The 26,451-nt window shown below is 61.9% G+C and carries 27 protein-coding genes and 3 tRNA genes; 14 read left to right on the top strand and 16 right to left on the bottom strand.

The features are described 5' to 3' along the window. Window positions 1–10 precede the first annotated feature (10 nt). Window positions 11–961, top strand: a complete 951-nt coding sequence (locus ACQKPS_RS17250) for a hypothetical protein (RefSeq protein WP_427605023.1) — start codon at window positions 11–13, stop codon at window positions 959–961. Window positions 962–1,002: 41 nt separating this feature from the next. Here the strand turns inward: ACQKPS_RS17250 and dinB are convergent, their stop codons facing one another. Beyond that, on the bottom strand, window positions 1,003–2,061 hold the full coding sequence (gene dinB, locus ACQKPS_RS17245) for a DNA polymerase IV (RefSeq protein WP_254485534.1): 1,059 nt from the start codon (window positions 2,059–2,061) through the stop codon (window positions 1,003–1,005). 208 nt (window positions 2,062–2,269) lie between these two features. Here dinB and ACQKPS_RS17240 point away from each other — a divergent pair. The 5 genes from ACQKPS_RS17240 to ACQKPS_RS17220 all read left to right on the top strand — a co-directional run bounded on the left by ACQKPS_RS17240 (window position 2,270) and on the right by ACQKPS_RS17220 (window position 6,919). After that, window positions 2,270–2,346 (top strand) — tRNA-Met (locus ACQKPS_RS17240). 137 nt (window positions 2,347–2,483) lie between these two features. Next, window positions 2,484–2,560, top strand: a tRNA-Met gene (locus tag ACQKPS_RS17235). 100 nt (window positions 2,561–2,660) lie between these two features. Beyond that, window positions 2,661–2,737: transfer RNA gene (locus ACQKPS_RS17230), tRNA-Met, on the top strand. 331 nt (window positions 2,738–3,068) lie between these two features. Next, window positions 3,069–5,627, top strand: a complete 2,559-nt coding sequence (mprF, locus tag ACQKPS_RS17225; RefSeq protein WP_427605311.1) for a bifunctional lysylphosphatidylglycerol flippase/synthetase MprF — start codon at window positions 3,069–3,071, stop codon at window positions 5,625–5,627. Then, window positions 5,627–6,919: a virulence factor family protein gene (locus tag ACQKPS_RS17220; protein ID WP_254483708.1), complete on the top strand. Its 1,293-nt coding sequence runs from the start codon at window positions 5,627–5,629 to the stop codon at window positions 6,917–6,919. The genes mprF and ACQKPS_RS17220 overlap by 1 nt, the downstream gene beginning before the upstream one ends. Window positions 6,920–6,953: 34 nt before the next feature. Here the strand turns inward: ACQKPS_RS17220 and ACQKPS_RS17215 are convergent, their stop codons facing one another. From ACQKPS_RS17215 to ACQKPS_RS17205, 3 genes are all read right to left on the bottom strand, one after another. Next, window positions 6,954–8,864, bottom strand: a complete 1,911-nt coding sequence (locus ACQKPS_RS17215) for a potassium transporter Kup (protein ID WP_254483706.1) — start codon at window positions 8,862–8,864, stop codon at window positions 6,954–6,956. Window positions 8,865–9,016: 152 nt separating this feature from the next. Next, complete coding sequence (locus ACQKPS_RS17210) at window positions 9,017–9,343, bottom strand: helix-turn-helix transcriptional regulator (protein ID WP_254483704.1); 327 nt, start codon at window positions 9,341–9,343, stop codon at window positions 9,017–9,019. Then, window positions 9,327–9,581 (bottom strand): type II toxin-antitoxin system RelE family toxin, encoded by a 255-nt coding sequence (locus ACQKPS_RS17205; RefSeq protein ID WP_254483702.1) that lies wholly within the window; start codon window positions 9,579–9,581, stop codon window positions 9,327–9,329. Before ACQKPS_RS17205 ends, ACQKPS_RS17210 begins: the two co-directional genes overlap by 17 nt. A gap of 309 nt (window positions 9,582–9,890) precedes the next feature. Between ACQKPS_RS17205 and rimO the strand changes: the two genes are divergently transcribed. After that, complete coding sequence (rimO, locus tag ACQKPS_RS17200; RefSeq protein WP_054883416.1) at window positions 9,891–11,222, top strand: 30S ribosomal protein S12 methylthiotransferase RimO; 1,332 nt, start codon at window positions 9,891–9,893, stop codon at window positions 11,220–11,222. 71 nt (window positions 11,223–11,293) lie between these two features. Here the strand turns inward: rimO and ACQKPS_RS17195 are convergent, their stop codons facing one another. From ACQKPS_RS17195 to ACQKPS_RS17180, 4 genes are all read right to left on the bottom strand, one after another. Next, window positions 11,294–12,043, bottom strand: a complete 750-nt coding sequence (locus tag ACQKPS_RS17195; RefSeq protein WP_254483700.1) for a hypothetical protein — start codon at window positions 12,041–12,043, stop codon at window positions 11,294–11,296. Window positions 12,044–12,097: 54 nt separating this feature from the next. Beyond that, complete coding sequence (locus tag ACQKPS_RS17190; protein WP_254483699.1) at window positions 12,098–13,687, bottom strand: DUF5666 domain-containing protein; 1,590 nt, start codon at window positions 13,685–13,687, stop codon at window positions 12,098–12,100. After that, window positions 13,684–14,529, bottom strand: a complete 846-nt coding sequence (locus tag ACQKPS_RS17185) for a DUF6502 family protein (RefSeq protein ID WP_254483698.1) — start codon at window positions 14,527–14,529, stop codon at window positions 13,684–13,686. The genes ACQKPS_RS17190 and ACQKPS_RS17185 overlap by 4 nt, the downstream gene beginning before the upstream one ends. Window positions 14,530–14,712: 183 nt before the next feature. Further along, window positions 14,713–15,387 carry a hypothetical protein gene (locus ACQKPS_RS17180; RefSeq protein ID WP_427605310.1) on the bottom strand — a complete coding sequence of 225 codons (675 nt, stop codon included), beginning with the start codon at window positions 15,385–15,387 and terminating at the stop codon, window positions 14,713–14,715. A gap of 209 nt (window positions 15,388–15,596) precedes the next feature. Between ACQKPS_RS17180 and ACQKPS_RS17175 the strand changes: the two genes are divergently transcribed. The 4 genes from ACQKPS_RS17175 to tsaA all read left to right on the top strand — a co-directional run bounded on the left by ACQKPS_RS17175 (window position 15,597) and on the right by tsaA (window position 18,093). Beyond that, the gene (locus ACQKPS_RS17175; RefSeq protein WP_254483697.1) at window positions 15,597–16,052 is read left to right on the top strand and encodes a GNAT family N-acetyltransferase; all 456 of its coding nucleotides are present in this window, start codon (window positions 15,597–15,599) and stop codon (window positions 16,050–16,052) included. A gap of 119 nt (window positions 16,053–16,171) precedes the next feature. Continuing rightward, window positions 16,172–16,882, top strand: coding sequence for an rRNA pseudouridine synthase (locus tag ACQKPS_RS17170; protein WP_427605018.1), 711 nt, complete (start codon window positions 16,172–16,174; stop codon window positions 16,880–16,882). A gap of 47 nt (window positions 16,883–16,929) precedes the next feature. Continuing rightward, window positions 16,930–17,391 carry a DUF1456 family protein gene (locus tag ACQKPS_RS17165; protein WP_254483695.1) on the top strand — a complete coding sequence of 154 codons (462 nt, stop codon included), beginning with the start codon at window positions 16,930–16,932 and terminating at the stop codon, window positions 17,389–17,391. Between the two features lie 6 nt (window positions 17,392–17,397). Continuing rightward, entirely contained in the window at window positions 17,398–18,093 is a 696-nt protein-coding gene (gene tsaA / locus ACQKPS_RS17160; RefSeq protein ID WP_427605016.1) for a tRNA (N6-threonylcarbamoyladenosine(37)-N6)-methyltransferase TrmO, read from the top strand. 67 nt (window positions 18,094–18,160) lie between these two features. Here the strand turns inward: tsaA and fpr are convergent, their stop codons facing one another. Beyond that, complete coding sequence (gene fpr, locus ACQKPS_RS17155; RefSeq protein ID WP_060479477.1) at window positions 18,161–18,940, bottom strand: ferredoxin-NADP reductase; 780 nt, start codon at window positions 18,938–18,940, stop codon at window positions 18,161–18,163. A gap of 118 nt (window positions 18,941–19,058) precedes the next feature. Between fpr and finR the strand changes: the two genes are divergently transcribed. Next, window positions 19,059–19,985, top strand: coding sequence for a LysR family transcriptional regulator FinR (gene finR / locus ACQKPS_RS17150; protein ID WP_427605013.1), 927 nt, complete (start codon window positions 19,059–19,061; stop codon window positions 19,983–19,985). Here the strand turns inward: finR and ACQKPS_RS17145 are convergent. The 3 genes from ACQKPS_RS17145 to ACQKPS_RS17135 all read right to left on the bottom strand — a co-directional run bounded on the left by ACQKPS_RS17145 (window position 19,982) and on the right by ACQKPS_RS17135 (window position 21,961). After that, window positions 19,982–20,347 carry a diacylglycerol kinase gene (locus ACQKPS_RS17145; RefSeq protein ID WP_010952700.1) on the bottom strand — a complete coding sequence of 122 codons (366 nt, stop codon included), beginning with the start codon at window positions 20,345–20,347 and terminating at the stop codon, window positions 19,982–19,984. The genes finR and ACQKPS_RS17145 overlap by 4 nt on opposite strands. Before the next feature lie 73 nt (window positions 20,348–20,420). Beyond that, window positions 20,421–21,071, bottom strand: a complete 651-nt coding sequence (gene erdR / locus ACQKPS_RS17140) for a response regulator transcription factor ErdR (RefSeq protein ID WP_254483692.1) — start codon at window positions 21,069–21,071, stop codon at window positions 20,421–20,423. 179 nt (window positions 21,072–21,250) lie between these two features. After that, entirely contained in the window at window positions 21,251–21,961 is a 711-nt protein-coding gene (locus tag ACQKPS_RS17135; RefSeq protein ID WP_427605011.1) for a tRNA-uridine aminocarboxypropyltransferase, read from the bottom strand. Between the two features lie 225 nt (window positions 21,962–22,186). Between ACQKPS_RS17135 and ACQKPS_RS17130 the strand changes: the two genes are divergently transcribed. Further along, window positions 22,187–22,606 (top strand): quorum-sensing-regulated virulence factor family protein, encoded by a 420-nt coding sequence (locus ACQKPS_RS17130; RefSeq protein ID WP_054883430.1) that lies wholly within the window; start codon window positions 22,187–22,189, stop codon window positions 22,604–22,606. Here the strand turns inward: ACQKPS_RS17130 and ACQKPS_RS17125 are convergent, their stop codons facing one another. After that, on the bottom strand, window positions 22,607–22,810 hold the full coding sequence (locus tag ACQKPS_RS17125) for a hypothetical protein (RefSeq protein WP_176506526.1): 204 nt from the start codon (window positions 22,808–22,810) through the stop codon (window positions 22,607–22,609). Between the two features lie 292 nt (window positions 22,811–23,102). On the opposite strand from ACQKPS_RS17125, the gene ACQKPS_RS17120 reads away from it, so the two are divergent. After that, window positions 23,103–24,221: an LOG family protein gene (locus ACQKPS_RS17120; RefSeq protein WP_254483686.1), complete on the top strand. Its 1,119-nt coding sequence runs from the start codon at window positions 23,103–23,105 to the stop codon at window positions 24,219–24,221. Between the two features lie 64 nt (window positions 24,222–24,285). Here the strand turns inward: ACQKPS_RS17120 and recX are convergent, their stop codons facing one another. The 3 genes from recX to ACQKPS_RS17105 form a co-directional block, all read right to left on the bottom strand. Beyond that, entirely contained in the window at window positions 24,286–24,756 is a 471-nt protein-coding gene (gene recX / locus ACQKPS_RS17115) for a recombination regulator RecX (protein ID WP_427605009.1), read from the bottom strand. An 11-nt stretch (window positions 24,757–24,767) separates the two neighbouring features. Continuing rightward, window positions 24,768–25,835 (bottom strand): recombinase RecA, encoded by a 1,068-nt coding sequence (recA, locus tag ACQKPS_RS17110; RefSeq protein ID WP_283723801.1) that lies wholly within the window; start codon window positions 25,833–25,835, stop codon window positions 24,768–24,770. Between the two features lie 103 nt (window positions 25,836–25,938). Continuing rightward, complete coding sequence (locus tag ACQKPS_RS17105) at window positions 25,939–26,421, bottom strand: CinA family protein (protein WP_254483634.1); 483 nt, start codon at window positions 26,419–26,421, stop codon at window positions 25,939–25,941. Between the last annotated feature and the right edge of the window lie 30 nt (window positions 26,422–26,451).

Below are 26,451 nucleotides of genomic sequence, written 5' to 3'. Positions count from 1 at the left end.
ACGAGTAATCATGTCCAAGCGAAGTACCTTTACCCTGGGGGGCGCCGCATTGTGCGGCGCCTTGCTCGCCAGCGGTTGCGCCAACCAGATGTCCCAGCGCAGCGATCATGAGGAGCGCGTCGAGCGTAAGCTGCTCGAACACACCTTGCAGATCGATGTCGGCGAGCCGAAGGTGATGGAGCTTCCGCAACGGCGTGTGCGCATCCACGAGCAGAAGCGTTTCGAGGTCACCGAATACGAGGTCACCCGCCGTTACGACCGCTACACCCCATACCAACCGTGGCGGGAGATCTACGAGATCCCGCTGGGCGCGGTAGCCGTGGTGGCCGGTATCGGGGCTAACATGGTCAACGTGTTTACCCTTGGCAACCTGCCACAGAGCGTCACCCACGACTGGTTCAGCTATGGCGTGGATGGCCTCAATCCGTTCATGAACACGCCGTCCAATGGCCGTGCTCAGCAGAACCTGGCGGGCATCAGCGAAGTGCAGAAGGACAAGCGCGAGGAGTTCACCAGCGTGCCCTGGAGCGAGCGGCTGGTTGAAGTCAAGGCAGGCAAGATGACCCACGAACTGACTACCGACAGGAATGGCGTCTTGCGCCTGAACCTGCTCGACAGCCCGTTCTCGGAACAGCACCTGAACCACGTCGGCACCTTGCACCTGCAAGCGGTGGACGAGGACAACGCGGTGCGTGGTGATGCCAGCCTGCTGGTCAGCGCCACCTTGCGCAACAAGCTGCGAGAAGCCCATGAGCTGATCTTCGATGACCTCGAGGATGACGATGTGGGCCAATGGGTGCACCGGGTCAAGCGCTTGTCCGAGCTGGGCCTGGAAGAGGAAGCCAGCGAGATGGAGCAGAGCCTGATCGAGCTGACACGCAACGATCCGGAGCTGCAACAGGAATTCCTGTCGGCACTGACCAAGGCCACCGGCCGATTGGTCGCTGATCCCGGCCTGTAGGAGCGAGCGTGCTCGCGAAGGGCCGCAAAACGCGGCCCTTACTACTCAGAGGTAAACAGCTCCAGCTGTTCATGCGCCCCGCGCAGGTCCCTCAGCCTCACACCCACCCCCAGCAAGCGCACCGGCTTGCCACCCCGGGCGAACGCCTGGCGTAGCAGCTGACGGTAGCTTTCCAGGTCCCTGCCCGCCCCTGCCTGCTCCATTGTCGTCTGGCTGAAGTCATGGAACTTGACCTTGACGAACGGCTTGTCCGGGCGGTAACTGCTGTCCATCCGGGCAATCCTCTGATTGAGGCTTTCAAGCAGGTCTGGCAACCGTTCCAGGCAACTGGCCAGGTCTGGCAGGTCGTTGTCATAGGTGTTTTCCACACTGACCGACTGCCGGCGGCTATCGTTGTGAACCGCACGCTCGTCGATCCCTCGCGCCAACCCCCAGAGCCGCTCGCCAAAACTGCCGAATTCACGCGCCAACGCCAGCCGCGACCATTCACGCAAATCAAGGCAGGTGTCGATACCCAGACGGTTCAACTTGTCGGCGGTCACTTTGCCCACGCCATGCAACTTGGCCACCGGCAATGCCGCCACAAAAGCCTCGACCTGCTCCGGGGTAATCACGAAGATGCCGTTGGGCTTGCGCCAATCGCTGGCGATCTTGGCCAGGAACTTGTTCGGTGCCACCCCCGCAGATACCGTGATATGCAAGGTGCGGGCGACCCGCCGGCGAATGTCCTCGGCGATTCGCGTCGCGCTTCCGGCATACCACTGGCTGTCACTGACATCCAGATACGCCTCATCCAGCGACAACGGCTCGATCAGCTCGGTGTAGTCACGAAAGATGGCGTGAATCTCCCGCGATGCCTCCCGGTAAGCGTCGAAGCGCGGCTTGACGATTTCCAGGTCCGGGCAAAGCTTGAGGGCATGCCGGGACGACATGGCTGAACGCACGCCATAGGCACGTGCCTCATAATTGCAGGTGGCGATCACTCCGCGACGGTCAGGGGACCCCCCTACTGCCATGGGGCGACCGGCCAAGCGCGGGTCGTCACGCATCTCGATGGCGGCGTAAAAACAATCGCAGTCGATATGGATGATCTTGCGCAAAGACATTGATGACGGCCACCACTGTAAATTCATACAGATAGTAGCGCATGCCGCTGACGGTGAGACAGCCTGCTTCGATAATCGGCTCGCAAGGCCCGTCGCGCCTGAGCCGCAGCCAGGGTTAAACGCTAAGAGATTGAACGAAAAAGGGTTTTCTATAATGTTGCTTGACACGGGCGAAGAAACCCGTAGAATTCGGTCTCACAGGCGCGGGATGGAGCAGCCTGGTAGCTCGTCGGGCTCATAACCCGAAGGTCGTCGGTTCAAATCCGGCTCCCGCAACCAGATTCGAGAAAAGGCCACTGTTAACGCAGTGGCCTTTTTCTTTTGCCTCGATTTTAATCGGCGAAGGAAAATTCAAGATAAATCAATAAGTAGCGCTTGACATCAGGTGCTTACGCTGTAGAATTCGATCCCACAGGCGCGGGATGGAGCAGCCTGGTAGCTCGTCGGGCTCATAACCCGAAGGTCGTCGGTTCAAATCCGGCTCCCGCAACCAGATTCGAGAAAAGGCCACTGTTAACGCAGTGGCCTTTTTCTTTGCCTTAGAAATTGACACTTGACTTAGGCGTCCAACTCTATAGAATGCGCCCCTCTGACGCGGGATGGAGCAGCCTGGTAGCTCGTCGGGCTCATAACCCGAAGGTCGTCGGTTCAAATCCGGCTCCCGCAACCATATTCGTCAGAACAAACCCCGCCTGTGTAAAAGCAGCGCGGGGTTTGTTGCATTTCGTCGCCTGTTAAATCCTTGAACTTCACCAAACCCGCCCGTTTGAGCTGTCGACATGAGGATGAACTATCTTTAACGCTGCCGGACGACTGAAAGTAACGTTGCCCGGAGTAATATCTGGATACGTTTACCAAAGGGACTTTCACTTGGCCGCTGCACATCCCCTCCTCGCGCACCTCGCCCGAGGCATTTCATGACATCGCACACTCCCGAACCCCAGGTGCCGCTCGCTTCGGCACTGCCGACTGCTGCCCAGCGCCTGCCTTGGCTTGAGCGCATGAGCCGCTACCGCCAGCCGATTGGCCTGGGCGTGACCTTGCTGCTGTTTGCCATGGCGCTGATCGCCTGTCGGCATCTGTTGAGTGAACTGGACATCTACGCCCTGCACGATGCCATGCTCGACGTGCCGGCAAAGTCGTTGATCGGCGCCGTGCTGGCGACGGTGGCAGGTTTCGTGATCCTGCTGGGCTACGAGTGGTCGGCCAGCCGTTACGCGGCCGTCAAGCTGCCTGCGCGTTCCCTGGTAATGGGTGGTTTCAGCGCCTTCGCCATCGGCAACGCGATCGGCCTGTCGATGCTCTCGGGTGGCTCGGTGCGTTACCGCCTGTATGCACGCCAGGGCCTGGGCGCCGCCGAAGTCGCACGCATGACTGTGTTCGCCAGCCTGTCCCTGGGGTGCGCTCTGCCACCGCTGGCGGCGCTGGCGACCTTGAGCAACCTGCCGGCAGCGGCTACCGCCCTGCGCTTGCCTTCGACAGTACTGGCCGGCATCGCCATTGCCGTCCTGGCGCTCACCGCGGTGCTGGTGATCGGGCTGTATCGGCGCCGCCTGCCAGAACAGCCGCTGGCTGATAACCTGCTGGTCCAGTTGGGCCGTCGCACCCTGCGCCTGCCCGGTGGCCGCCTGGCGGCCCTGCAATTGCTGATCACCGCACTGGACGTGGCTGCTGCCGCCACGGTGCTGTACTTGCTGCTGCCACAAGCCCCACCCTTCGGTGCCTTCGTGCTGGTTTACCTGCTGGCCCTGGCGGCTGGCGTGCTCAGCCATGTACCGGGTGGTGTCGGGGTGTTCGAAGCCATCCTGCTCGCCGCCTTCGCCGACCAGCTTGGCGCTGCCCCCCTGGCTGCCGCCCTGCTCCTGTACCGACTGATCTACGTGGTGCTGCCGCTTCTGCTGGCCTGTGCCCTGCTGCTGGCCAACGAAGCACGCCGCCTGCTTTTTGCCCAGCAAGCGATCAAGGCGGCCTCGGGCCTCGGCGCACCGATCCTGGCGATTCTGGTGTTCCTGTCGGGCGTGGTGCTGCTGTTCTCCGGCGCCACGCCGGAAATCGACACACGCCTGGAGCACATGGGCTTCCTCGTGCCTCACCGGCTGATCGACGCCTCGCACTTCGGCGCCAGCCTGATTGGCGTGCTGTGCCTGCTGCTGGCCCAAGGCCTGCGTCGGCGCCTGTCTGCCGCCTGGCTGCTGACCACCGTTTTGCTGCTGGTGGGCGCACTGCTGTCGATCCTCAAAGGCTTCGACTGGGAAGAAGCCAGCCTGCTGACCCTGACCGCCGCACTGCTGGCCGTTTTCCGCCGTTCGTTCTACCGACCGAGCCGGCTGCTCGAACTGCCGTTCTCGCCGGTGTACCTGGTGGCCAGCGCCTGCGTGGTCGGTGCATCGGTGTGGCTGCTGCTGTTTGCCTACCAGGATGTCCCCTATACCCACAAGCTGTGGTGGCAGTTCACCCTCGACGCCGACGCCCCACGTGGCCTGCGTGCTGCCCTGGGCAGTGCGGTGCTGCTGGTGATCGTCGCCCTGACCTGGCTGCTGCGCACCGCTCGTCCGGTCATTCATTTGCCTGACGAAGTCGAGCTACAGCGCGCCAACCGCATCCTGCTCGCCTCCGACCAGCCCGACGGTGGCCTGGCATTGACCGGCGACAAGGCCTTGCTGTTCCACCCCAGCGACACTGCCTTCCTCATGTATGCCCGTCGCGGTCGCAGCCTAGTGGCGCTGTACGACCCGATCGGCCCCGCCCAGGAACGCGCCGAGATGATCTGGCAGTTCAGAGACCTGTGCGACCTGCACCACGCCCGCCCGGTGTTCTACCAGGTGCGCGCGGAGAACCTGCCGTTCTACATGGACATCGGCCTGACTGCCCTGAAGCTGGGCGAGGAAGCGCGGGTTGACCTGCGCCGCTTCGACCTCGAAGCCAAGGGCAAGGAAATGAAAGACCTGCGCTACACCTGGAACCGTGGCGGCCGGGATGGCCTGAGCCTGGAGATCCACGAACCTGGCCAGGCTCCGCTGGCCGAGCTCAAGGAAATTTCCGACGCCTGGCTCGGCGGCAAGAACGTGCGCGAGAAGGGCTTCTCGCTGGGGCGCTTCAGCCCCGAGTACCTGCAGCACTTCCGTATCGCCCTGATTCGTTTCCAGGGCCGGCCGGTGGCCTTCGCCAACCTGCTGGAAACCCACAGCAACGAATTGGCCAGCCTCGACCTGATGCGCGCTCACCCCGAGGCGCCGAAGCTGACCATGGAATTCATGATGATCGGCTTGATCCTGCATTACAAAAGCCATGACTACGGCCGGTTCAGCCTGGGCATGGTCCCGCTTTCCGGCCTACAGCCACGCCGCGGTGCACCCTTGACCCAACGCCTGGGCTCGATGGTGTTCCGCCGTGGCGAACAGCTCTACAACTTCCAGGGCCTGCGGCGCTTCAAGGACAAGTTCCAGCCGGACTGGGAACCTCGTTACATGGCCGTACCAGCCGGGCTCGACCCACTGGTAGCACTGGCCGATACTGCCGCCCTGATTGCCGGCGGCCTGACTGGATTGGTGAAACGCTGATGATCCGACGCTATTGGCTGTACGTACTGATTCCCTTGTTGCTGGCCGCCCTGGCTGGCGCTGCGGGCTTTTGGCTGTGGGCCCGCCCTGCCCCCGAGGCACGGCTGGAGCAGCTGACCCTGAATGACACCAGCATCATCCGCGTCACCCCGGGCGTGCATGCCAAGGCGAGAGTCGCCATCGGCGTGCCCCAGGACCAGGCCCTGAGCGACAAGCAGTTGCTGGACCTGAGCCAGGCTGGCGAGGCGCAGCTGGTTCAGGTGATCCTGCCGCCGAACGACTGCGCCAGGCAGCAACAGGCCATGGACCAGGCGCTGACCCAGCTGTCCGACAAACCGACCCTGGTCGCCGGCATCGGCCCAGGGGCGGCCCAGGCATGGCGCTGGCTGGCCACCCAGAGTGACGACAAGGCACGGGCCATCTCGGTCGACTTCACTCTGGAACAGCCAGGCTGCAAGGTCGAGCTGCCGAAGTCGGCCGCCCACGGCCACTGGAACGTCGCCTGGAACGACAACCCGGACGACGCCAGTGCCGCCTTCGTGCGCGACCAGGCCAACGCTGAAACCAGCATCAGCGACTATGACATTCACCTGCCACAGGTACTCAAGGCCCAGCTGACCCAGGCCTTGGTTGGCCGAGACGGCAACGCCCTGGCCATCCCGGTGGTGGAAGTCCCGGCCGGGCAAACCACCGACACCGTGACCCTGTTCCTGTCCGGTGACGGCGGCTGGCGCGACCTGGACCGCGACGTGGCCGGCGAGATGGCCAAGCTGGGCTACCCGGTGGTCGGTATCGACACCTTGCGCTATTACTGGCAACACAAGACCCCGGAGCAAAGCGCCGCCGACCTGTCCGAACTGATGCAGCACTACCGCCAGAAATGGGGCACCAAGCGTTTCGTGCTGACCGGTTACTCGTTCGGTGCAGACGTGCTGCCGGCCATCTACAACCGCCTGCCAGCCGAAGATCAGCAGCGTATCGACGCCGTCGTGCTGCTGGCGTTCGCCCGTAGCGGCAGTTTCGAGATCGAAGTCGAAGGCTGGTTGGGCAAGGAAGGCCAGGAAGCGCCTACCGGGCCGGAAATGGCCAAGCTGCCGGCGTCCAAGGTGGTGTGCGTGTACGGCGTGGAAGAGACCGACGAAAGCGGTTGCACCGACAAGACCGCGGTGGGCGAGCGGATGAAACTGCCCGGCGGCCACCACTTCGACGAGAACTACCCGGCGCTGGCCAAGCGCCTGATCGACGAGATCGAGACCCGTCAGGGCAAGTCCAGCGTCGCTGCTCAGAACTGACAAAAATCTAGGGCCGCTTAGCGGCCCCAATACGTTAAATCTCGACCTGGGTACCCAGCTCGATCACCCGGTTCAGCGGCAAGTTGAAGAAGCGCAAGTTACCGTTGGCATTCTTCAGCAGGAACGCAAACAGGTTGCCCCGCCAGCGCGACATCCCTTCCAGACGCGACGCAATGACCGTTTCCCGGCTGAGGAAATAGGTGGTGCGCATCGGGCTGAAGTCCAATTCGTCCAGGTGACACAGTTTCAAGGCGGCCGGCACGTCTGGCTCGTCCATGAAGCCAAAGTGCAGCAGCACACGGAAGAAGCCGTCACCATAGGCCTCGACCTCGAAACGCTCGTGTTCCGGCACCCGCGGACGGTCCTCACTGACCACGGTCAGCAGCACCACCTGGCTGTGCAGCACCTGGTTGTGCAGCATGTTGTGCAGCAGCGCATGGGGCACCGCATCTGCCCGTGCCGTCAGGAACACCGCCGTGCCTTCGACCCGATGTGGCGGCTGTACACGGATACTGCTGATGAACACCGGCAGCGGCAGCCCGCCTTCATCGATACGCTCCACCAGGATCTGCTTGCCGCGCTTCCAGGTGCTCATCAACAGGTACAGCACGCAGCCTGCCAGCACCGGGAAGGCACCGCCCTGGACGATCTTCGGCACGTTGGCGGCGAAGAACAGGCCATCGACGAAGAGGAAGCCGACCAGGATCGGCACCGCCAGCACCGGTGGCCACTTCCACAACAGCAGCATCACCGCCGACACCAGGATAGTGGTCATCAGCATGGTGCCGGTGACGGCCACACCGTAAGCGGCCGCCAGGGCGCCGGAGGACTCGAAGCCGATCACCAGCAGCACCACACCGACCATCAAGGTCCAGTTCACCGCACCGATGTAGATCTGCCCCTGTTCGTCGCTGGACGTGTGCTGGATCTGCATGCGCGGGATATAGCCCAGCTGGATAGCCTGGCGGGTCAGGGAGAAGGCCCCGGAAATCACCGCCTGCGAGGCGATCACCGTGGCCATCGTCGCCAGGCCGACCATTGGCAGCAGCGCCCAGCCTGGCGCCAGCAGGTAGAACGGGTTGCGGGCGGCGTCGGGGTTCTGCAGCAAGATTGCGCCCTGGCCGAAGTAATTGAGCACCAGCGCTGGCAGCACCAGGGCAAACCAGGCGCGAGCGATCGGCTTGCGTCCGAAGTGGCCCATGTCGGCATAGAGTGCTTCGGCACCGGTCAGGGCCAGCACCACCGCGCCGAGAATGGCTACGCCCATCCCAGGGTGGACGATGAAGAAGTTGACCGCCCAGCCAGGGTTGAACGCCTTGAGCACTTCCGGGCTCTGGGAGATGCCATGCGCCCCCAGCACGGCCAGTGCCAGGAACCATACCACCATGATCGGGCCGAACAGCTTGCCGATCTTGTCGGTACCGTGCTTCTGCACCAGGAACAAGGCCACCAGCACCACCAGCGAAATGGGCACCACCCAGTGGTCGATACCTTCGAAGGCCAGGCCCATGCCCTCGACGGCGGACAGCACCGACACCGCGGGGGTGATCATGCTGTCGCCATAGAACAGCGAGGCGCCGATCAGGCCACAGATGACCATCAGCGACCGCAGCCGCGGATAAGCCGCCGTGGCCCGCCGCGCCAGGGCGGTCAAGGCCATGGTGCCGCCCTCACCCTGGTTGTCTGCGCGCAGGATGAACATCACGTACTTGAACGACACCACCCACAGCAGCGACCAGAGGATCAGCGAGAGAATCCCCAGTACGCCATCATGGTTGACCGGCACCCCGTAGCCGCCGGTAAAGACCTCTTTGAGGGTATACAACGGGCTGGTACCGATATCGCCGTATACCACCCCGACCGCTGCCACCAGCAACCCCAGTGACCGTGTCGTGCCTTGCTTCCCCGCGTGCCCGCCTTCGGCGTGACTGCTTGCCTGAACCATCGAACACTCCCGCAGATGGCCTTGAAGGCCGGTAGAATTCACGCCTGCGTCAGGGACATGCAATGCCCCGGCGCAATGGCGCGAAGCATAGCGCAGCGTTCGTCGCTTTTCTGCTGGTCACGCTCCCGGTTCAGGCAAACAGCCGGTAAGCACTAGAGATCCAGAGACTGCACCGGAATGCCTAACACAGCCGCAATCTTCTCGCGAGTGGCCTTGCGCGGCCGTTCAGCAGCCTCCTGCTGAGCATAGGCTGACTGCGAGATGCCCAGGCGCTGGGCAACTTCAGCCTGGGTCAGGTCCAGATGCCTGCGCCAGGCGGCGATGGCGGTCATGCCTTCCTTTACCATATAGCCAACGACTTCGTTGGGCACCAGGTCGTGCTGCGGGCGGTTGGCAATGTAGTCGGCATATGGCAACACCACGAAGGCGGGACGGCCATCTGCGCCGTGGATGATCTGTACGTTAGTAGGTGTGCTCATCGCGTTTCCTGACCTCCTCGATGTTGACGATTCTCACGCTGCCATCCCAGTCGAAAAGGATGCGGTAATTGCCGACCCTCAGACGGTAGCCATAGTGGTGGTTGGCCAATGCCTTCACACTCTGAACGTCCGGCATATAGACCAGCGCCTGGGCAGCATCGTAGATCTTTGGCTGATCGGCCTTGTTGATTTTCCTGAGCTGCTTCACTGCTTTGCGTGACCAGTTGATCGTATTCATTTCCACGCCGTTCTTATAAGAAAACTATAAGCCTTGAATAAGCTCAAGAGAAGGATTTACAGGCGGGGAAAAGAGTGACGAGTGGTCACATCGCATACAAGGGGAACCATTGCCGGGCTGTGTTTCCAGGTTTTGCCATGCACAGGCAGCCGCGACCACCGGCGTAGCGCAGCGTTCGTCGCTTTTCTGCTGGTCAAGCGACCGTGCGCTCGCTAGAATTGCGCACTTTTTGATCAGAGGCGCCAAAAGCGCCCGTCAAGATCGCCCCCTTCTGCTGCGGGCGAACTGCATTCAATACCGAGGTTAGTCATGTCCACCACTCCCGCCACCCCCAAGGTTGGTTTCGTCAGCCTGGGTTGCCCCAAGGCTCTGGTCGATTCCGAGCGCATCCTGACCCAGCTGCGCATGGAAGGCTATGAAGTCGTGCCCACCTACGAGGATGCCGATGTAGTGGTGGTCAACACCTGCGGCTTCATCGACAGCGCCAAGGCCGAGTCGCTTGAGGTGATCGGTGAAGCGATCAAGGAAAACGGCAAGGTCATCGTCACCGGCTGCATGGGTGTCGACGAAGGCAATATCCGTGACGTGCACCCAAGCGTGCTGTCGGTAACCGGCCCGCAGCAGTACGAGCAGGTGGTCAACGCCGTGCACGAAGTGGTGCCTCCCCGCCAGGACCACAACCCGCTGATTGACCTGGTGCCGCCGCAGGGCGTCAAGCTGACCCCGCGCCACTACGCCTACCTGAAGATTTCCGAGGGCTGCAACCACAGCTGCAGCTTCTGCATCATCCCGTCGATGCGCGGCAAGCTGGTCAGCCGACCGGTCGGTGAGGTGCTGAGCGAGGCCGAGCGCCTGGTCAAGGCCGGGGTCAAGGAAATCCTGGTGATTTCCCAGGACACCAGCGCCTACGGCGTCGATGTCAAATACAAGACCGACTTCTGGAACGGTCGCCCGGTCAAGACCCGCATGCTCGAACTGTGCGAAGCGCTGAGCAGCCTGGGTGCCTGGGTGCGCCTGCACTACGTCTACCCGTACCCGAATGTCGACGACGTGATTCCGTTGATGGCCGCAGGCAAGATCCTGCCGTACCTGGACATCCCGTTCCAGCACGCCAGCCCGAAAGTACTCAAGTCGATGAAGCGCCCAGCGTTCGAAGACCGGACCCTGGCACGCATCAAGAACTGGCGCGAACAATGCCCCGAGCTGGTGATCCGCTCGACTTTCATCGTCGGCTTCCCTGGCGAGACGGAGGAAGACTTCCAGTACCTGCTGGACTGGCTCACCGAAGCCCAGCTCGACCGCGTCGGCTGCTTCCAGTACTCGCCAGTCGAAGGCGCCCCGGCCAACGACCTGGGCCTGGAAGAAGTGCCGGATGACATCAAGCAGGACCGCTGGGACCGCTTCATGGCTCACCAGCAGGCTATCAGCGCCGCTCGCCTGCAACTGCGCATCGGCAAGGAAATCGAAGTGCTGATCGACGAAGTCGAGGAACAGGGTTCGGTTGGCCGCAGCTTCTTCGATGCGCCGGAAATCGACGGCAGCGTGTTCATCGACGGTAACCATGGCTTCAAGCCGGGCGATAAAGTCCGCTGCCGCGTGGTGGATGCCGACGAATACGACATGTGGGCCGAGCCCGTTTAAAGCAGCCGGCACATGAAAGAGCCCCTGCCGGGTATTCCGCAGGAGGAAATACCCGGCAGGGGCTTTTTTTGTCAGAACGTGTGAAAAACCATCATTCCAGCTTCAGCATCAGGGCTGGCATCGGAAAATCCCTTGACCGCATACAGTTGCACTTTCCATTCCCGGTTGAGCTTGTGGGTCAGGAACAGCGTCAGTTCCTGAATTTCCGACCCCGTCGAGACGACTTTTTGCCGCCAGTCATACGAGGCACCCGCCGAGGTCCCTTTCCCCACGGGAATGGCAAAGCCCAGGCTGGTGAATATCGGATCCCTGAAATCGCTGCCAGGCGGGTCACCGAACTTCTTCCAGCCTAGGGTCGCGAAGCCGGTGACCGGGCCGAATGCCCGGGCGATATCGACCTGGCCGGTGTAATCGTATTCCCCCGTGCCCAGGCACTGCTTTTCGTCGGCGGTGGGAAATTTGACCTTGCCGATGAGGTCCAGCATCAGGCCACCGTCACGGCCATCGAGCAGCGCATAAGCCGCACTGGCTACCGTGTCACCCAGCCCACTCTCCACCGCATGGCATCCACCGGGCAAGGGGTCGCCACTGGGCCCCACTTCAGGGTTGGTAATGCGTAGCCAGGGCACGGTGACTTTGTAAGTCATGGGGCCGGTTTCATACTTGCCGACTACAGGGACATACCAGATTTCCGACGTGGTACCCGTGCCGTAGTCGCCACTCGAATAGTCCATGCCAATCGAGGCGCTGAAGGTATCGGCCAGGACCGAGGCACTGCTACAGGACAATAAACAGGCGAAAAGAGGGAGCGCGGGTCGCATTTGCACCTCGGTATTGCGTCGGGAAGTGTGAACGGACAAAACCAGCCTAGTTGCCTAATGCCCGGACCGCTCCGGATGCTCGACTTTTTCGACCTTCTCTGCCGTCTCAGGCCTTTCGACCTTTTCGACTTTTTCTACCGTTTCGGGCTTTTCGACCCGTTCTACCTTTTCCACTTTCTCGACTTTTTCGACTTTTTCGGGCTTCTCGACTTTTTCGACTTTTTCGGGCTTCTCGACCTTATCTATCTTTTCAGGACGTTCGACTTTTTCCACTTTCTCGACTTTCTCGGGCTTTTCGACCTTCTCCACTCTTTCCAGCTTCTCGATCCTTTCCACATGATCAGAACTCCCGCTGTTGCTGGTCTCGCGCTGTTCCACGGTATCGACCCTTACCGACTTACCGGACCTGTCCTCGACTTCCACACTGTCATGATCATTGGAGCCGCTACCCACACTGCGCCGATCGCGATCATCGCTGCTTTCGCTGCGGGTACTGGAGCTACCGAGCTCATCCTGGCTGCTGTTGCCGGAAGTGCCCGAGCCGCTTGTAACGTGCTCGCTGTTACGCCCGGAATGCCCTGCGCCCGAATGCTCTGCGCGTTCGTCGTCAAGCTCGACGCGGGATGCCCGCAGCTCGTGGGTAGCACTGAATACACCGATTACCCGCACCCGCTGGTCGAGCGCGATGGACGCGGGCTGCTTGCCGACGACCACGGTATCCTGCCCCAGGGTCACGTTGATGCCGCCGACCACCAGCTGACGCGCCTGCGTGCGCTGCACCAGCCCTTCGATCACCACCGTCTGCACCCGCCCAGCAAACGCCAGGCTCGGCTCAGGGTGTGTTTGCGCCACTTCCAGCTGGCTGCCGGTCCATTGGCCGCGCACCAGCAGTTCCCGCGCTGGTGCCACAGGAGTGCCCAATTTGAGCCCCTGAAGGCTGCCGGGGTGATCGACCGCACCAATGGCACTGGCCTCCCTGAGCCCTGGCGCCCGCTCGATGCGGCTAGCGACCACTTCACCTGCAGCATCGCGCAGGCCGCTGACCCTGACCGGTTCGCCCGGTCGCAGCCCTTCTGCCACCCGCGCCCCGGCTGCCAGGCGCACGGGCTGGCCCATCACCCGCAGCGGCCCCGTAGCATTCGGCAGTGCCGTCAGCGGCCCCTCGTAAACGTTGAGGATCGCGATGCGCCCGGCTTGCAAGCCGCGCTGTGTGCCATACGCCTCCACCGCGACCACCTGGCCGATCGCCAGATGAGCGCTGCTGGCAGGGGCACCATTTTCACTGACAGGTACATCCTTGGCGTAGTGCACCTCCTGGCCATTGACGCAGATCGATGCGAACCCGGTGATGGTGCCCACGATCCCGGTACCACCGGTACCGCCCGGGCGCTGGATCGGCGCGCCGGTCCCCCCCGTGCCACCGGGGCGCAGCTGAAGCGGCGCACCCGTCCCACCCATACCACCGGTTCTGGCGCCGGTGCCGCCAACGCCTCCCGGCAACTGCATGCTCGCAGCACCCGCCATGCCCACTTCATCACGGCTGACGCACACTGGGGCTGCAACCACCTTGGCAGGCGCCACCAGGTTCAGCCCGAAACCGAGGAGCAGTGCAACGAGACGGAGGCGGCGCGCGAAGGGAGTCATGAGTCGGCGGCCTTCGACGAATCGGGGTCAGTGGCTTCGGAATAGAAATAAAGCCCGACGGTGATGCGCTGGCGCTGCTCATGGCTTGGCTCGTCGGTGTTTTCCAACTCCGCTGCCAGCCGGCTGAAGGCCAGCAGGGTTTGCATGCCATCCTGGGTGACGGCTTCGCGCAGCGTGTCGACGCTGGCAGGGGTAAGGGCGTCGTAGTGGACGCTGCGTTCGAAAAACGGCAGACCTTCGCCACTGAGGTTGTGCACCGCTGCGCAGGCGTGATCGTGCAGGTTATGGCCAAAATATGCGGCCTTCTCATCGAAGCCCTTCTGCGGTACGAATGCCTGGGCCTCAAGGTGCACGCGGTCCTGATCATCGAGGCGGACGACGCCCAGGCGCAACCACTCATCCAGCACCACCCGCCCACGGATGTCCGTGCTGACCTTCGCCACCAAGGCATCGAAAGAACAATCGCCGCCAACGCTGGCCAGCCTTGGCAGGGCCAACGCCTGGCCCGGCTCAGAGCAGAAAGGCGGGCTACGGGTCCATTCATTGACCAATTGCGCACCTAAGGTGATGTTTTCCGGTAGCGCAGCGGTAGCCGTGTCACTTTCACTTCGCAGCCGCCGCACATCCTTGCGATGCACCCCTGTCAGCAGGCTGATGCGGCTGTCGGTCGGCACCTTGTCATCCAGGCGAAACTCGCGATGCGCCACATCGACGAATACTTCCTTGAGCACGTCGGTGAACATCGTGTACGTCACGCCTTTGCGCAGCATCAGGCGCACCAGAGGGCGCATGATCCTGCGCAGTGCACTCAACATGGACGGAGGGATAGAGGGCGATTGCATTGAGCGCATTCCTTGAACTGTGAACCCAGCATGCGGGAAAACATCCCGCACCACTGTAACCACTTCCCATCGAGAATGAGAAAAAGCTGTCAGCGCTCACTGCAAACGCGTGATAGGTGCGTGCCTGAAGCCCGCCCATACAAAACCCGTCCGTTGGGTCTCGTATGGGCTGTTCACCGCCAATCAGCTCCTGTCATCCCCGACTTCTCCGCCGGCATGAGCACCGCGGTCATCAGCCTGTTCGCGACCCACATGGTTACCGTTATCGTCACCAGGTTCACCACCAACGTGATTGCCATGATCGTCGCCAGGTTCACCGCCGACATGATTGCCATGATCGTCACCGGGCTCACCGCCAACGTGATTGCCATGATCATCACCCGCTTCAGCGTGGTTACTGCTGCGACCGGAATTTGCATTGCCATCGTGACCCTGGCCTGCGTCACCATGGCCACTACCACTATTGCCGCCATGGCCGCCGCTGCCAGTACCCCCACCGCCATGGCCGCCACCACCGCTGCCACCGCCGTGACCGCCGCCACCACTACCGCCACCACTACCGCCGCCACCGCCGTGACCACCGCCACCACCGCCACTACCGCCACCGCCGCCGTGACCACCACCACCGCCACCACTACCGCCGCCGCCGTGACCACCACCACCACCACCACCACCACCACCGCTACCACCGCCACCGCCATGGCCACCGCCGCCACCGCCACCGCCACCGCCACCGCCACCGCCACCATCCTTGGCATACGCGCTGGAGCCATGAGAAATCGAATCTGGAATCAACACGACGGCCGTAGACAGCACGCCTGCAACGGCGACTGCCAGTAGAGCCCTTTTGAACAGCATGTGGATTTGCATTTTCCGTCTCCAGGTCTTCGCCATGAGAACGCCAATCAAGCGGGGAATCCGTTGTAGGGTATTTCTTTTCATTGCGTGGGATTTTTTCCCACGCTTTATTAATAGACCTCTACTTCCCCCGCATCAAGCTGCGCACATAGCAGCTGACCAGTGGTTGGCCTGCTATGTTTTCCCTATCGCCTTGGAGGAATACCGGCATGCATTCGGCCCTGACGCTGCAAACACCGCGCTACAGCGACTACAGCGAGTTGGTGCAGATCTGGGAAGACTCGGTGCGCGCCACTCATGACTTCCTGCCAGAGGCCTATATCCTGTTGCTGCGCGAACAGGTACTGCGCCGCTATCTCGACGCCGTGATGTTGATCTGCTGCAAGGATAACCAGCGCATCTGCGGCTTTGCCGGTGTCGGCAATGGATGCGTGCACATGTTGTTCGTCGCACCGGACTACCGGGGCAAGGGGGTTGGCAAACGCCTGCTGCGTTATGCGATCGACGAGTTGAATGCCGAACGCCTGGACGTCAATGAACAGAACCCGCAAGCCCTGGGCTTCTATTTGCACGAAGGCTTCCAAGTGGTTGGCCGGTCGGAAACAGATGGCTTGGGGCAGCCCTATCCCCTGCTCCACATGAGGCTGATTCCTACAGTGTCCTAGGGCGACGTCCGAATATGCCGTGGTCTGCGTCGCAAATGGCGCATTTGACACACATTCCCATCATCAACCGCGCACAGGCAGGTACAATGTCAGTCTTTCCCTGCCTTGCGAATTGCCCCATGTCCGAACCCGTCCGCCTGTCCAAACGCCTCATCGAGCAGCTTGGTTGCTCTCGCCGTGAGGCCGAGCTTTACATCGAAGGAGGCTGGGTCACGGTCGATGGCGTGGTGGTGGAGCAACCCCAGTTCAAGGTTGGCAGCCAGCGCGTAGAACTGCTGCCCGGGGCACGCGCCGAGGCATTGCAGCCAGTAACCCTGCTGATGCATCAAGCGGCCGGGGTCGACAGCGAAACTGCCCGTGCCAGCATGAACATGGGCAACCTCAGCGAGGCTCACCGCGAAGGGGTACGGCCCCTGCACGGGCATTTTGCCCGGCTATCCTGCCTGGCGCCCCTGGAACGTGGCGCCAGCGGCCTGCAGGTGTTCACCCAGGACTGGCGGGTGACCCGCAAGATCGACGCCGACCTGCGCCGCATGGAGCAGGAATACATCATCGAAGTGCGCGGCGAGACCACACCCCAGGCCTTGGAACGCCTGGCGCGCGGTGCGACGCGCAATGACCGGGAACTGCCCAAGGCGAAGGCCAGCTGGCAGAACGAGACCCACCTGCGCCTGGTGGTGAAAAACCCGCAATCCGGGCAAATCGGCGAGCTATGCGCCTACTTGCGCCTGGAGGTGCTGGGCATGCGTCGCATTCGCCTGGGCGGTGTGTCCATGGGCAAGCTGCCCGCGGGGCAGTGGCGTTACCTGGCAGCCACCGAACGTTTCTAAGCAATGCGCCACGCCTCGACGTGGCTACTGAACAGGATTTTGCAGCAATGAACCACAACGATGTCCTGCGCAGCCTGCGCTACATGCTCAAGGTGAACGACGCCAAGATGGCCGAAATCATCGCGCTGTCCGGCCTCGAAGTTAACCCGATCGTGCTCGCAACCTACTTGAAGAAGGAAGACGAAGCCGGTTACGTGCGTTGCCCGGAGCGGGTCATGGCGCATTTCCTTGACGGCCTGGTGATCCACCGCCGCGGCAAGGACGACAGTCGCCCGGCGCAGCCCGTGGAATTGCCGGTGACCAACAACACCATCCTGAAAAAGCTGCGGGTCGCCTTCGAACTCAAGGAAGAAGACCTGCACGCCATTCTCAAGGCGGTCAATTTCCCGGTGTCCAAGCCTGAGCTCAGCGCGCTGTTCCGCAAGGTCGGGCATGACAACTATCGCCCCTGCGGCGACCAATTGCTGCGCAACTTCCTCAAGGGCCTGACCCTGCGCGTGCGCGGCTGAGTGGCCATGCAGCATACGGTTGCACCGGTCGGCATCGTCCGCTCCTGCTTCAAGGAGAAATTCGCCATCCCGCGCCAGCCGCAGCTGGCGCCCGCCGCCCGGGGGGTGCTGGAGCTGCTGCCGCCGTTCGATCAGGGCGATGCGGTGGCCGGGCTGGAGCAAGTCAGCCATGTCTGGTTGCTGTTCCTGTTCCATCAGGCACTGGAAGACAAGCCGCGCCTGAAAGTGCGCCCGCCACGCTTGGGCGGTAACAAGAGCATGGGGGTTTTCGCCACCCGCGCAACCCACCGCCCCAACGGCATCGGCCAGTCGGTGGTGCGCCTGGAGGGCGTGGAGCCCGGGCGCCTGCTGCTGTCCGGGATCGACCTGCTGGACGGTACGCCAGTGCTGGACATCAAACCGTATGTCCCCTACGCCGACAGCGTTGTCGGGGCAAGCAACCTGATGGCCAGTGAAGCACCGGTCGCGATCGCCGTTGCCTGGAGCGCCAATGCCCTCCCCCAGGCCCACGCGCATGGGCTACGCCTTGGCGAGCCGCTGGTGGCATTGATCGAGCAATGCCTGGCACAGGACCCGCGCCCGGCCTATCAGGTGCCGCCACCGGAGCGGGTGTACGGCGTGAAGCTGTGGGACGTGCAGGTCCGTTGGCATTACCCGCAACAGGGTCAGATCCAGGTACTGGAAGTCGTGCGCGAAGGCTGAAGAAGCCCGCTGTGCAGGCATAAAAAACGCAGACCCGGGTCTGCGTTTTTTCGTTGCCTCGTTCGTCTTATTTCTCCACGAAGGCACGCTCGATCAGGTAGTCGCCCGGCTCGCGCATGCGTGGGGATACCTTCAGGCCAAAGCTGTCGAGCACTTCACTGGTCTCGTCGAGCATGCTAGGGCTGCCGCAGATCATCGCGCGGTCGTCCTCTGGGTTGATCGGTGGCAGGCCGATATCGCTGAACAGCTTGCCGCTGCGCATCAGGTCGGTCAGGCGGCCCTGGTTTTCGAACGGCTCGCGGGTCACGGTCGGGTAGTAGATCAGCTTCTCACGGACCGACTCACCGAAGAACTCGTTCTGCGGCAGGTGCTCGGTGATGAACTCGCGGTAGGCCACTTCGTTGACGTAACGCACACCGTGAACCAGGATCACTTTTTCAAAGCGCTCGTAGGTTTCCGGGTCCTGGATCACGCTCATGAACGGCGCCAGGCCAGTGCCGGTGCTCAGCAGGTAGAGGTGCTTGCCCGGCTTCAGGTCGTCGAGCACCAGGGTGCCGGTTGGCTTCTTGCTGATGATGATCTCGTCGCCTTCCTTCAGGTGCTGCAACTGCGAGGTCAGCGGGCCGTCCGGGACCTTGATGCTGAAGAACTCCAGGTGCTCCTCCCAGTTCGGCGAAGCGATGGAATAGGCGCGCATGAGCGGACGGCCGTTGTCCTGTTGCAGGCCGATCATCACGAACTGACCGTTCTCGAAGCGCAGGCCCGGGTCGCGGGTGCACTTGAAGCTGAACAGGGTGTCGTTCCAGTGGTGCACACTGAGGACACGTTCGTGGTTCATGTTGCTCATCTAAGGGGCTCCTGAAGAAAAACGCAGCGCGCAAGACGCGCAGTTGCGCGATAGTTTAGGGGTAGCCACAATATCTGTTAACTGAATTATCAAGATATGTGTTATCGGTTATATAGATATGCGATTTACACTTCGTCAGCTTCAGGTATTTGTTGCCGTGGCCCAGCACCAGAGTGTGTCGCGGGCGGCCAGCGTGCTCGCGCTTTCACAATCGGCAGCAAGCACTTCCATTACCGAGCTTGAGCGGCAATCGAGCTGCCAGCTGTTCGACCGGGCCGGCAAACGCCTGGCGCTCAACGCCTTGGGCCATCAGGTGCTGCCCCAAGCCGTCGCACTGCTTGACCAGGCCAAGGAAATCGAAGACCTGCTCAACGGCAAATCCGGCTTCGGCTCGCTGGCGGTCGGCGCCACCCTGACCATCGGCAATTACCTCGCCACCCTGTTGATCGGCAGCTTCATGCAGATTCACCCGGAAAGCCAGGTGAAATTGCATGTGCAGAACACTGCACATATCGTGCACCAGGTCGCGCAATACGAAATTGACCTGGGTCTGATCGAAGGTGACTGCAACCATCCGGACCTCGAAGTTCAGCCGTGGGTCGAGGACGAACTGGTGGTGTTCTGCGCACCGCAACATCCTTTGGCCAAGGCCGGCCGAGCCGATGTCGAAGCCCTTTCGCAGGAAGCCTGGATTTTGCGCGAGCAGGGGTCCGGCACACGCCTGACCTTCGACCAGGCCATGCGCCATCACCGCACCAGCCTGAACATTCGCCTGGAACTGGAACACACCGAGGCGATCAAGCGTGCCGTGGAGTCGGGGCTGGGTATCGGCTGCATTTCCCGCCTGGCCCTGCGCGATGCCTTCCGCCGCGGCAGCCTGGTGGCGGTCGAGACGCCGGAACTGGACTTGATGCGCCAGTTCTACTTCATCTGGCACAAGCAGAAATACCAGACCTCGGCGATGCGTGAATTTCTGGAATTGTGCCGCAGCTTCACTGCGGGCTTTACCCGCAGTGACGAGATCGTCTTGCCGCCGATCGCTTAGAGCAGAATCACGCCCCACACCAGTGCGACCATGGTCAGCGCCACCAACTGTGCGGCGCTGCCCATGTCCTTGGCGTTCTTCGACAACGGGTGGCGCTCCAGCGAGATGCGATCGATGGCAGCTTCAACGGCCGAGTTGAACAGTTCGACGATCAGACCGAGCAGGCACACGGCGATCATGATTGCCCGTTCGGCACGGCTGACCGGCAGCCAGAAAGCGATCGGGATCAGCAGCACGTTGAGCAGGACCAGCTGGCGGAAGGCGGCTTCGCCCTTGAAGGCGGCGCGCAGGCCGTCCAGCGAGTAGCCGGCGGCGTTGAAAATGCGTTTCAGGCCTGTCTGGCCTTTGAATGGCGATGTCATGTGAGTCACTTCACAGCAGAAAGGCCAGCAGACTAGTGCGGCTCGGGTCAAAAAAGCGTGAATCCAGGCACCGTCAGTTACTGGCAACCGATTCAAGTTGTTGCAGCAACAGCGCAGCCTGGGTGCGGGTGCGCACACCCAGCTTGCGGAAAATGGCCGTCACATGGGCCTTGATGGTCGCTTCCGACACACTCAGCTCATAGGCGATCTGCTTGTTCAACAAGCCTTCGCAGACCATGGTGAGCACGCGGAACTGTTGTGGGGTGAGGCTGGCCAGGCCTTCGCTGGCGGCCTTGGCTTCGGCCGAGACATCGACTTTTTCGAAGGCTTGCGGTGGCCACCAGACTTCGCCATCGAGCACTTTTCTCACGGCATCCTGAATGACTTCAAGGCTGCTGGACTTCGGAATGAAGCCGCTGGCTCCGAACTCGCGGGATTTGACCACCACCGCGGCCTCTTCCTGCGCCGAGACCATTACCACCGGAATCTGCGGGTACTGGCCGCGCAACAGGACCAGCCCGGAGAAGCCATAGGCACCCGGCATGTTCAGGTCCAGCAGGACCAGGTCCCAGTCGGCCTTTTCGCTCAGGCGGGTTTCCAGTTCGGCGATGCTCGCCACTTCAACCAGTCGCACATCGGCGCCCAGGCCGAGGGTAACGGCCTGGCGCAGCGCGCTACGAAACAGCGGGTGGTCATCGGCAATCAGGATTTCGTATGTGGCCATCGATCTATGGATCCTGTTCTGTGCCAGGCGCATGCGGAGTAGTAAAGCGCCGGGCGGGGAATCGGCGCCAAGGATGCCGAGCACGGCCGGAAGTGGTCAAGCCGACTACCCTGCCGTCTCGCCCACCCTGGCTGCCAGCCCCGCCATTATGAACCAAAGTGAGCCATATGCCCCTTGGACTATAGGAAGGTATGCAAACGCTGATGGGTATCGTCCTGATCATCCAGTGGCAGGCGACGCTTGCCGCTCAGGTAATGCAGACTGAATACATCCAGGTAGGCATCCAGCGCCTGGGACGCCTTGCTGTCACCGGCCAGGTCCAGGCACATAGCCGCGACTTCGGCGGTGCAGAAGTGGTCGTCGCGCTTGGACCGACGCAGGCGATAGCGCGACATCTGCTCGGTTTGCAGGCTCAGCACAGGGAAGCGATCAAGGTACGGGCTCTTGCGGAACATCTTGCGGGCTTCGGTCCAGGTGGCATCGAGCAGGATGAACAACGGGCGCTTGCCCGGTTCGCGCACGACCTCGCTGACCACCCGCTCCTGGGCGACGAACTCGCCGGGAAAAACAATGTAGGGCTGCCACTGCGGGTCGTCGAGCAACGCCAGCAGGTGCTCGTCCACCGAGGTGCGCAGCCAACCGAAGGCACTTGTGTCTTCGATCAGGTCGGCGATAAGCCAGCCAGTGTTGGTGGGTTTCAATGGCTCGGTGTCATGCATGATCAGACACACGCCGGAGTCGGCCTGCACCCTGGGCTTCCATGCACACAGGCAGTGGGTGGCGATTACCCGGCAATCGGGGCAACGTTCGGCGCGTGAACCACGGGCAATGAAAGGTTTGTTGCTGCGGGCCAGACGCTCGGCACGCAGGCGTGCTACCGCGTGGCTCATGCTGGCAAGCCTGTGGACGGATTGTGACTGGACACTGCAGGGACTCGGAAGATGCAAAACGCAAGTCTACCAGAGCAGGCGCCATTTGGCCGTGCAGCGGAGTCAACCGGTCCCTTATAATCGGCGGCACTGGCCACCATGAATTTGCCTGCGATGCAGCTGGCTTCATGGAACGCCCGCCGCCGGCGCATGTCAAAGCGCCAGTCATCGAACCAGGAGAGATTCATGCTGCGTCTTATCGTCCCGACCCTGAGCCTGTTGCTCGCCCTGCCATTGGCAGCCCAAGCTGCGTCCAAGCAGGAGTTCGAGCTCAACAAGTTGCTGCAGAAGGTCGCCACGGAAAGCAGTGTCGGCACCCCACGCGCGATCAACGAAGACATTCTCGATCAAGGCTATACCGTTGAAGGCAAGGCGCTGATCAACCACCTCAGCGTCCGCGCCGAGCATGCCGCACGCATGCAGCAGAACCCGGAGCAAGTGCGCAGCCAGCTAGGTGACAGCGTGTGCCGCAACAGTGGTTTCCGTAACCTGATGTCCAAAGGGGCGGTGATGGTCTACCGCTTCAGCGTGTACAAGACCAACCAACCGGTCATGGACCAAGCCTTCGATGCCGCCAGCTGCACCGCTGGCAACAAGAAGAAGTGACTAGATAACCCGCTCTCCCTCGACGCGCCGCGGCTCTTCGTCGGCGCGCATCTCCGCCAGTAATGCCTGCAGGTAGCGTGACTGGCACTCGAGCGCTGCCAGCCTGCGACGGCACTCTGCTTCCAGGCTTACATGGTGATCCTGGGCTGCATTTTCCAGCTGCTGATAGAGCTGCCGGTCTACCTCGATGACCAAGCGATGCATACCGCCACCTCCTGCATCGACACGTTTCGCTTCTCCAGTTAACCAAACCCTCGACGAGCCTGGTCGCAGGCCGACGAGTGGCCATGGTGATCCCGCCTGCACGATCAGGCGCAACGGTCTAGATTGATAGCGAGGACTCGCACAACTACAAGATCCTGCACCAAGGCCTTGAAGGCCTACTGCAATGCTCGGGATGCACACTCGAGTCACGGCAGCCAGCGACACACGCAGTGTCGCGGCCGTGCCGCACCATCGGCCCGGTCAGAGGTTTTGCTGCAGAAGGAGACGTTGAATGCCTTACCAATCCAGTGAACACCTGTTCAATCACTTCAGGGACCACGGCATCGACCTGGGCAAGATAGACCAGCAGCTGCAACTGGTCGCCCCAGGCAGCCCCAACCTGCCGCTGTACCGCGACATGATGCTCACAGTCTTGCGCATGGCCCATGACGACAGCGACCGCTGGAGCGCCAAGATCACCCTGCAGGCCCTGCGCGAACTGGACCACTCGTTTCGCATGCTCCAGCGCTACCGCGGGCGACGTAAGGTCACCGTGTTCGGCTCGGCACGCACCCCGGTGGAACACCCGATGTACGCCCTCGCCCGTGAGCTGGGGGCGACCCTTGCCCGCTCCGAACTGATGGTCATTACCGGGGCCGGCGGCGGCATCATGGCGGCGGCGCACGAAGGCGCCGGCAGCGACCATAGCCTGGGTTTCAACATTACCCTGCCCTTCGAGCAACATGCCAATGCCACGGTGGATGGTACCGACAAGCTGCTGCCCTTCCACTTCTTCTTTATTCGCAAGTTGTTCTTCGTCAAGGAAGCCGATGCACTGGTGCTCTGCCCCGGCGGCTTCGGCACCCTGGATGAAGCGCTTGAAGTACTGACGCTGATCCAGACCGGCAAGAGCCCACTGGTGCCGGTGGTACTGCTGGACTCACCGGGCGGTACGTTCTGGCAGGACTGCCTGGCGTTCATCAGCCGCCAGCTCGAAGAAAACCGCTACATCCTGCCCAGTGACCTGAAGCTGCTGCGCCTGGTGCACAGTGCCGATGAGGCAGTGGAAGAAATCAACCAGTTCTACAGTAACTACCACTCCAGCCGCTGGCTGAAAAACCAGTTCGTGATCCGCATGCACCATCGGCTCAGCGAGGCTGCACTGCATGACATCCAGGAGGGGTTTGCCGACCTGCGCCTGAGTGGCCGTTACCACCAGCACGCGGACAGCGGTGCCGAACACGAGGCGGGTAACTTCAGCCATCTGACGCGACTGACGTTTGCCTTCAATGGGCGTGACCAGGGACGACTGCGGGAACTGGTCGACTTCATCAACTTGCCGGAAAACTGGGCCAAGCCGGAGCCAATGCATACCACCCAGCGGGCTCGGGAAGCGATGAAGGTCAGCTGAGGGGCAATTCCGGGACACAGCAAAATGGCCTCATCGCTGGCGTACCGGCGATAAGGCCATTTGACTAGTAATCATCCAGATCCCGGCCGCTGAGCAGCCTGCCGATCATGTCCATGGGGAAACCGCGGTAGGCAAGAAACCGGGTCTGCTGGGCGCGACTTCGGGGGTCATGAGGGCGTTGCCCAGCGAATTTGCGCTGCCAGGTATCCCGCAACAGTGCCGGCCAATCCACTTCGCTTTCACGCAGGGCCTGCTCGATATCACCGCGATTCAGCCCGCGCTGGCCAAGCTCTTCGCGAATACGCGCAGGGCCATAACCGGCACCTGAACGGTATCGGATGAAACTCTCGAGGTAACGGGCTTCGCTAAGCAGCCCTTCTTCGGCGAGCCGATCGAGCGCGGGCTCGATCAGTTCATCCGGGGCACCGCGCTGACGCAACTTGCGTGTCAGCTCGACGCGACCATGCTCGCGGCGTGCGAGCAGGTCCATGGCTGTCCGCCTGACGGCGACGGGGGTGTCGAGTACGGCGGACATACCAGCTGCTATCAATAACCGGCGTCGGCGTCAGCCATGTCGTCGGCATCAGCTTCAGCGGCAGCAGCCTTACCAGCCTCGGCAACGGCACCAGCCTTGAGCAGCTTCTCGCGAATCTGCTTCTCGATCTCGGCAGCAATGGCCGGGTTCTCTTGCAGATACTTGGCCGCGTTAGCCTTGCCCTGGCCGATCTTGTTGCCTTGGTAGGCGTACCAGGCACCGGACTTCTCTACCAGGCCTTGGGAAACACCCAGGTCGATGATCTCGCCGTTGCGATAGATACCCTTGCCGTAAAGGATCTGGAACTCTGCCTGACGGAACGGAGGCGAGACCTTGTTCTTGACGATCTTGACGCGGGTTTCGCTACCAACCACTTCATCGCCTTCCTTGACTGCGCCGGTGCGACGGATGTCCAGGCGCACCGAGGCGTAGAACTTCAGGGCGTTACCACCGGTGGTGGTTTCCGGGCTACCGAACATCACGCCGATCTTCATACGGATCTGGTTGATGAAGATGACCAGGCAGTTGGCGTTCTTGATGTTACCGGTGATCTTGCGCAGCGCCTGGGACATCAGACGGGCCTGCAGGCCAACGTGCATGTCGCCCATTTCGCCTTCGATCTCGGCCTTCGGCACCAGTGCAGCCACGGAGTCGACGATGATCACGTCAACGGCGTTGGAACGCACCAGCATGTCGGTAATTTCCAGGGCCTGTTCACCGGTGTCCGGCTGCGAGACCAGCAGGTCATCAACGTTGACACCCAGCTTGCCGGCGTATTCAGGGTCGAGGGCGTGTTCGGCGTCGACGAAGGCACAGGTTGCGCCGTTCTTCTGGGCTTCGGCGATGACCGACAAGGTCAGCGTGGTTTTACCCGAGGATTCCGGGCCGTAGATTTCGACGATACGGCCTTTTGGCAGACCGCCGATGCCGAGCGCGATGTCCAGGCCCAGGGAGCCGGTGGAAATGGCCGGGATACCCTGGCGCTCATGGTCGCCCATGCGCATGACTGCGCCTTTGCCGAATTGGCGTTCGATTTGACCCAGGGCCGCAGCCAAGGCGCGCTTCTTGTTGTCGTCCATTGAAATCCTCACGTGTTCGACTTGGCCCTGACGGCCGGAATACCTGTATAAGTAGCCAGTATTATTCCACAGGCAAGCGCGCGCGCAAACCCCTGTCGTCGATTTACTCGGCACCAAGCTGTAACAAGCCGTCTAACGCAGCGATCACCGTCTGTCGGCGTACCGCTTCGCGGTCACCGTCGAAGTGCCGGCGCTCGCTGCTGACCTGGCTACCATCGGCCCAGGCGAGCCATACCGTCCCTACCGGTTTGGCCGGCGAACCGCCGTCCGGGCCGGCCACGCCACTGACCGCCACGGCAAAGCGTGCACCACTGGCGGCCTGGGCACCGCGGACCATGGCCTCGACCACCTCCTGGCTGACCGCGCCAACTTCGGCGAACAGCGCCTCGGGCACGTTCAGCTGGCGGGTTTTCTGGGCGTTGGAATAGGTCACGTAACCGGCCTCGAACCAGGCCGAACTGCCGGGCACACGGGTGATGGCCTCGGCGATGCCACCGCCGGTGCAGGATTCGGCAGTGGTCACCTGGGCGTTGAAACGCCGCAGGTGTTCGCCGAGCCGAGTTGAGAGAACAGTGATCGGGTCCATGACAAGCTCCTTCAAGATTGCGTACCACCC

It is taken from the genome of Pseudomonas sp. NPDC086566 (genome assembly GCF_050280885.1).
Taxonomy (GTDB): domain Bacteria; phylum Pseudomonadota; class Gammaproteobacteria; order Pseudomonadales; family Pseudomonadaceae; genus Aquipseudomonas; species Aquipseudomonas vlassakiae.
This window is presented reverse-complemented; position numbering and strand designations above follow the sequence as displayed.

What these genes read in the sequence shown, in the direction of transcription:
- ACQKPS_RS17250 (WP_427605023.1), top strand. Translation starts at nt 11, where the DNA reads ATGTCCAAGCGAAGTACCTTTACCCTGGGGGGCGCCGCATTGTGCGGC.
- mprF (WP_427605311.1), top strand. Translation starts at nt 3,069, where the DNA reads ATGAGCCGCTACCGCCAGCCGATTGGCCTGGGCGTGACCTTGCTGCTG.
- ACQKPS_RS17220 (WP_254483708.1), top strand. Translation starts at nt 5,627, where the DNA reads ATGATCCGACGCTATTGGCTGTACGTACTGATTCCCTTGTTGCTGGCC.
- ACQKPS_RS17215 (WP_254483706.1), bottom strand. Translation starts at nt 8,864, where the DNA reads ATGGTTCAGGCAAGCAGTCACGCCGAAGGCGGGCACGCGGGGAAGCAA.
- ACQKPS_RS17210 (WP_254483704.1), bottom strand. Translation starts at nt 9,343, where the DNA reads ATGAGCACACCTACTAACGTACAGATCATCCACGGCGCAGATGGCCGT.
- ACQKPS_RS17205 (WP_254483702.1), bottom strand. Translation starts at nt 9,581, where the DNA reads ATGAATACGATCAACTGGTCACGCAAAGCAGTGAAGCAGCTCAGGAAA.
- rimO (WP_054883416.1), top strand. Translation starts at nt 9,891, where the DNA reads ATGTCCACCACTCCCGCCACCCCCAAGGTTGGTTTCGTCAGCCTGGGT.
- ACQKPS_RS17195 (WP_254483700.1), bottom strand. Translation starts at nt 12,043, where the DNA reads ATGCGACCCGCGCTCCCTCTTTTCGCCTGTTTATTGTCCTGTAGCAGT.
- ACQKPS_RS17190 (WP_254483699.1), bottom strand. Translation starts at nt 13,687, where the DNA reads ATGACTCCCTTCGCGCGCCGCCTCCGTCTCGTTGCACTGCTCCTCGGT.
- ACQKPS_RS17185 (WP_254483698.1), bottom strand. Translation starts at nt 14,529, where the DNA reads ATGCAATCGCCCTCTATCCCTCCGTCCATGTTGAGTGCACTGCGCAGG.
- ACQKPS_RS17180 (WP_427605310.1), bottom strand. Translation starts at nt 15,387, where the DNA reads ATGCTGTTCAAAAGGGCTCTACTGGCAGTCGCCGTTGCAGGCGTGCTG.
- ACQKPS_RS17175 (WP_254483697.1), top strand. Translation starts at nt 15,597, where the DNA reads ATGCATTCGGCCCTGACGCTGCAAACACCGCGCTACAGCGACTACAGC.
- ACQKPS_RS17170 (WP_427605018.1), top strand. Translation starts at nt 16,172, where the DNA reads ATGTCCGAACCCGTCCGCCTGTCCAAACGCCTCATCGAGCAGCTTGGT.
- ACQKPS_RS17165 (WP_254483695.1), top strand. Translation starts at nt 16,930, where the DNA reads ATGAACCACAACGATGTCCTGCGCAGCCTGCGCTACATGCTCAAGGTG.
- tsaA (WP_427605016.1), top strand. Translation starts at nt 17,398, where the DNA reads ATGCAGCATACGGTTGCACCGGTCGGCATCGTCCGCTCCTGCTTCAAG.
- fpr (WP_060479477.1), bottom strand. Translation starts at nt 18,940, where the DNA reads ATGAGCAACATGAACCACGAACGTGTCCTCAGTGTGCACCACTGGAAC.
- finR (WP_427605013.1), top strand. Translation starts at nt 19,059, where the DNA reads ATGCGATTTACACTTCGTCAGCTTCAGGTATTTGTTGCCGTGGCCCAG.
- ACQKPS_RS17145 (WP_010952700.1), bottom strand. Translation starts at nt 20,347, where the DNA reads ATGACATCGCCATTCAAAGGCCAGACAGGCCTGAAACGCATTTTCAAC.
- erdR (WP_254483692.1), bottom strand. Translation starts at nt 21,071, where the DNA reads ATGGCCACATACGAAATCCTGATTGCCGATGACCACCCGCTGTTTCGT.
- ACQKPS_RS17135 (WP_427605011.1), bottom strand. Translation starts at nt 21,961, where the DNA reads ATGAGCCACGCGGTAGCACGCCTGCGTGCCGAGCGTCTGGCCCGCAGC.
- ACQKPS_RS17130 (WP_054883430.1), top strand. Translation starts at nt 22,187, where the DNA reads ATGCTGCGTCTTATCGTCCCGACCCTGAGCCTGTTGCTCGCCCTGCCA.
- ACQKPS_RS17125 (WP_176506526.1), bottom strand. Translation starts at nt 22,810, where the DNA reads ATGCATCGCTTGGTCATCGAGGTAGACCGGCAGCTCTATCAGCAGCTG.
- ACQKPS_RS17120 (WP_254483686.1), top strand. Translation starts at nt 23,103, where the DNA reads ATGCCTTACCAATCCAGTGAACACCTGTTCAATCACTTCAGGGACCAC.
- recX (WP_427605009.1), bottom strand. Translation starts at nt 24,756, where the DNA reads ATGTCCGCCGTACTCGACACCCCCGTCGCCGTCAGGCGGACAGCCATG.
- recA (WP_283723801.1), bottom strand. Translation starts at nt 25,835, where the DNA reads ATGGACGACAACAAGAAGCGCGCCTTGGCTGCGGCCCTGGGTCAAATC.
- ACQKPS_RS17105 (WP_254483634.1), bottom strand. Translation starts at nt 26,421, where the DNA reads ATGGACCCGATCACTGTTCTCTCAACTCGGCTCGGCGAACACCTGCGG.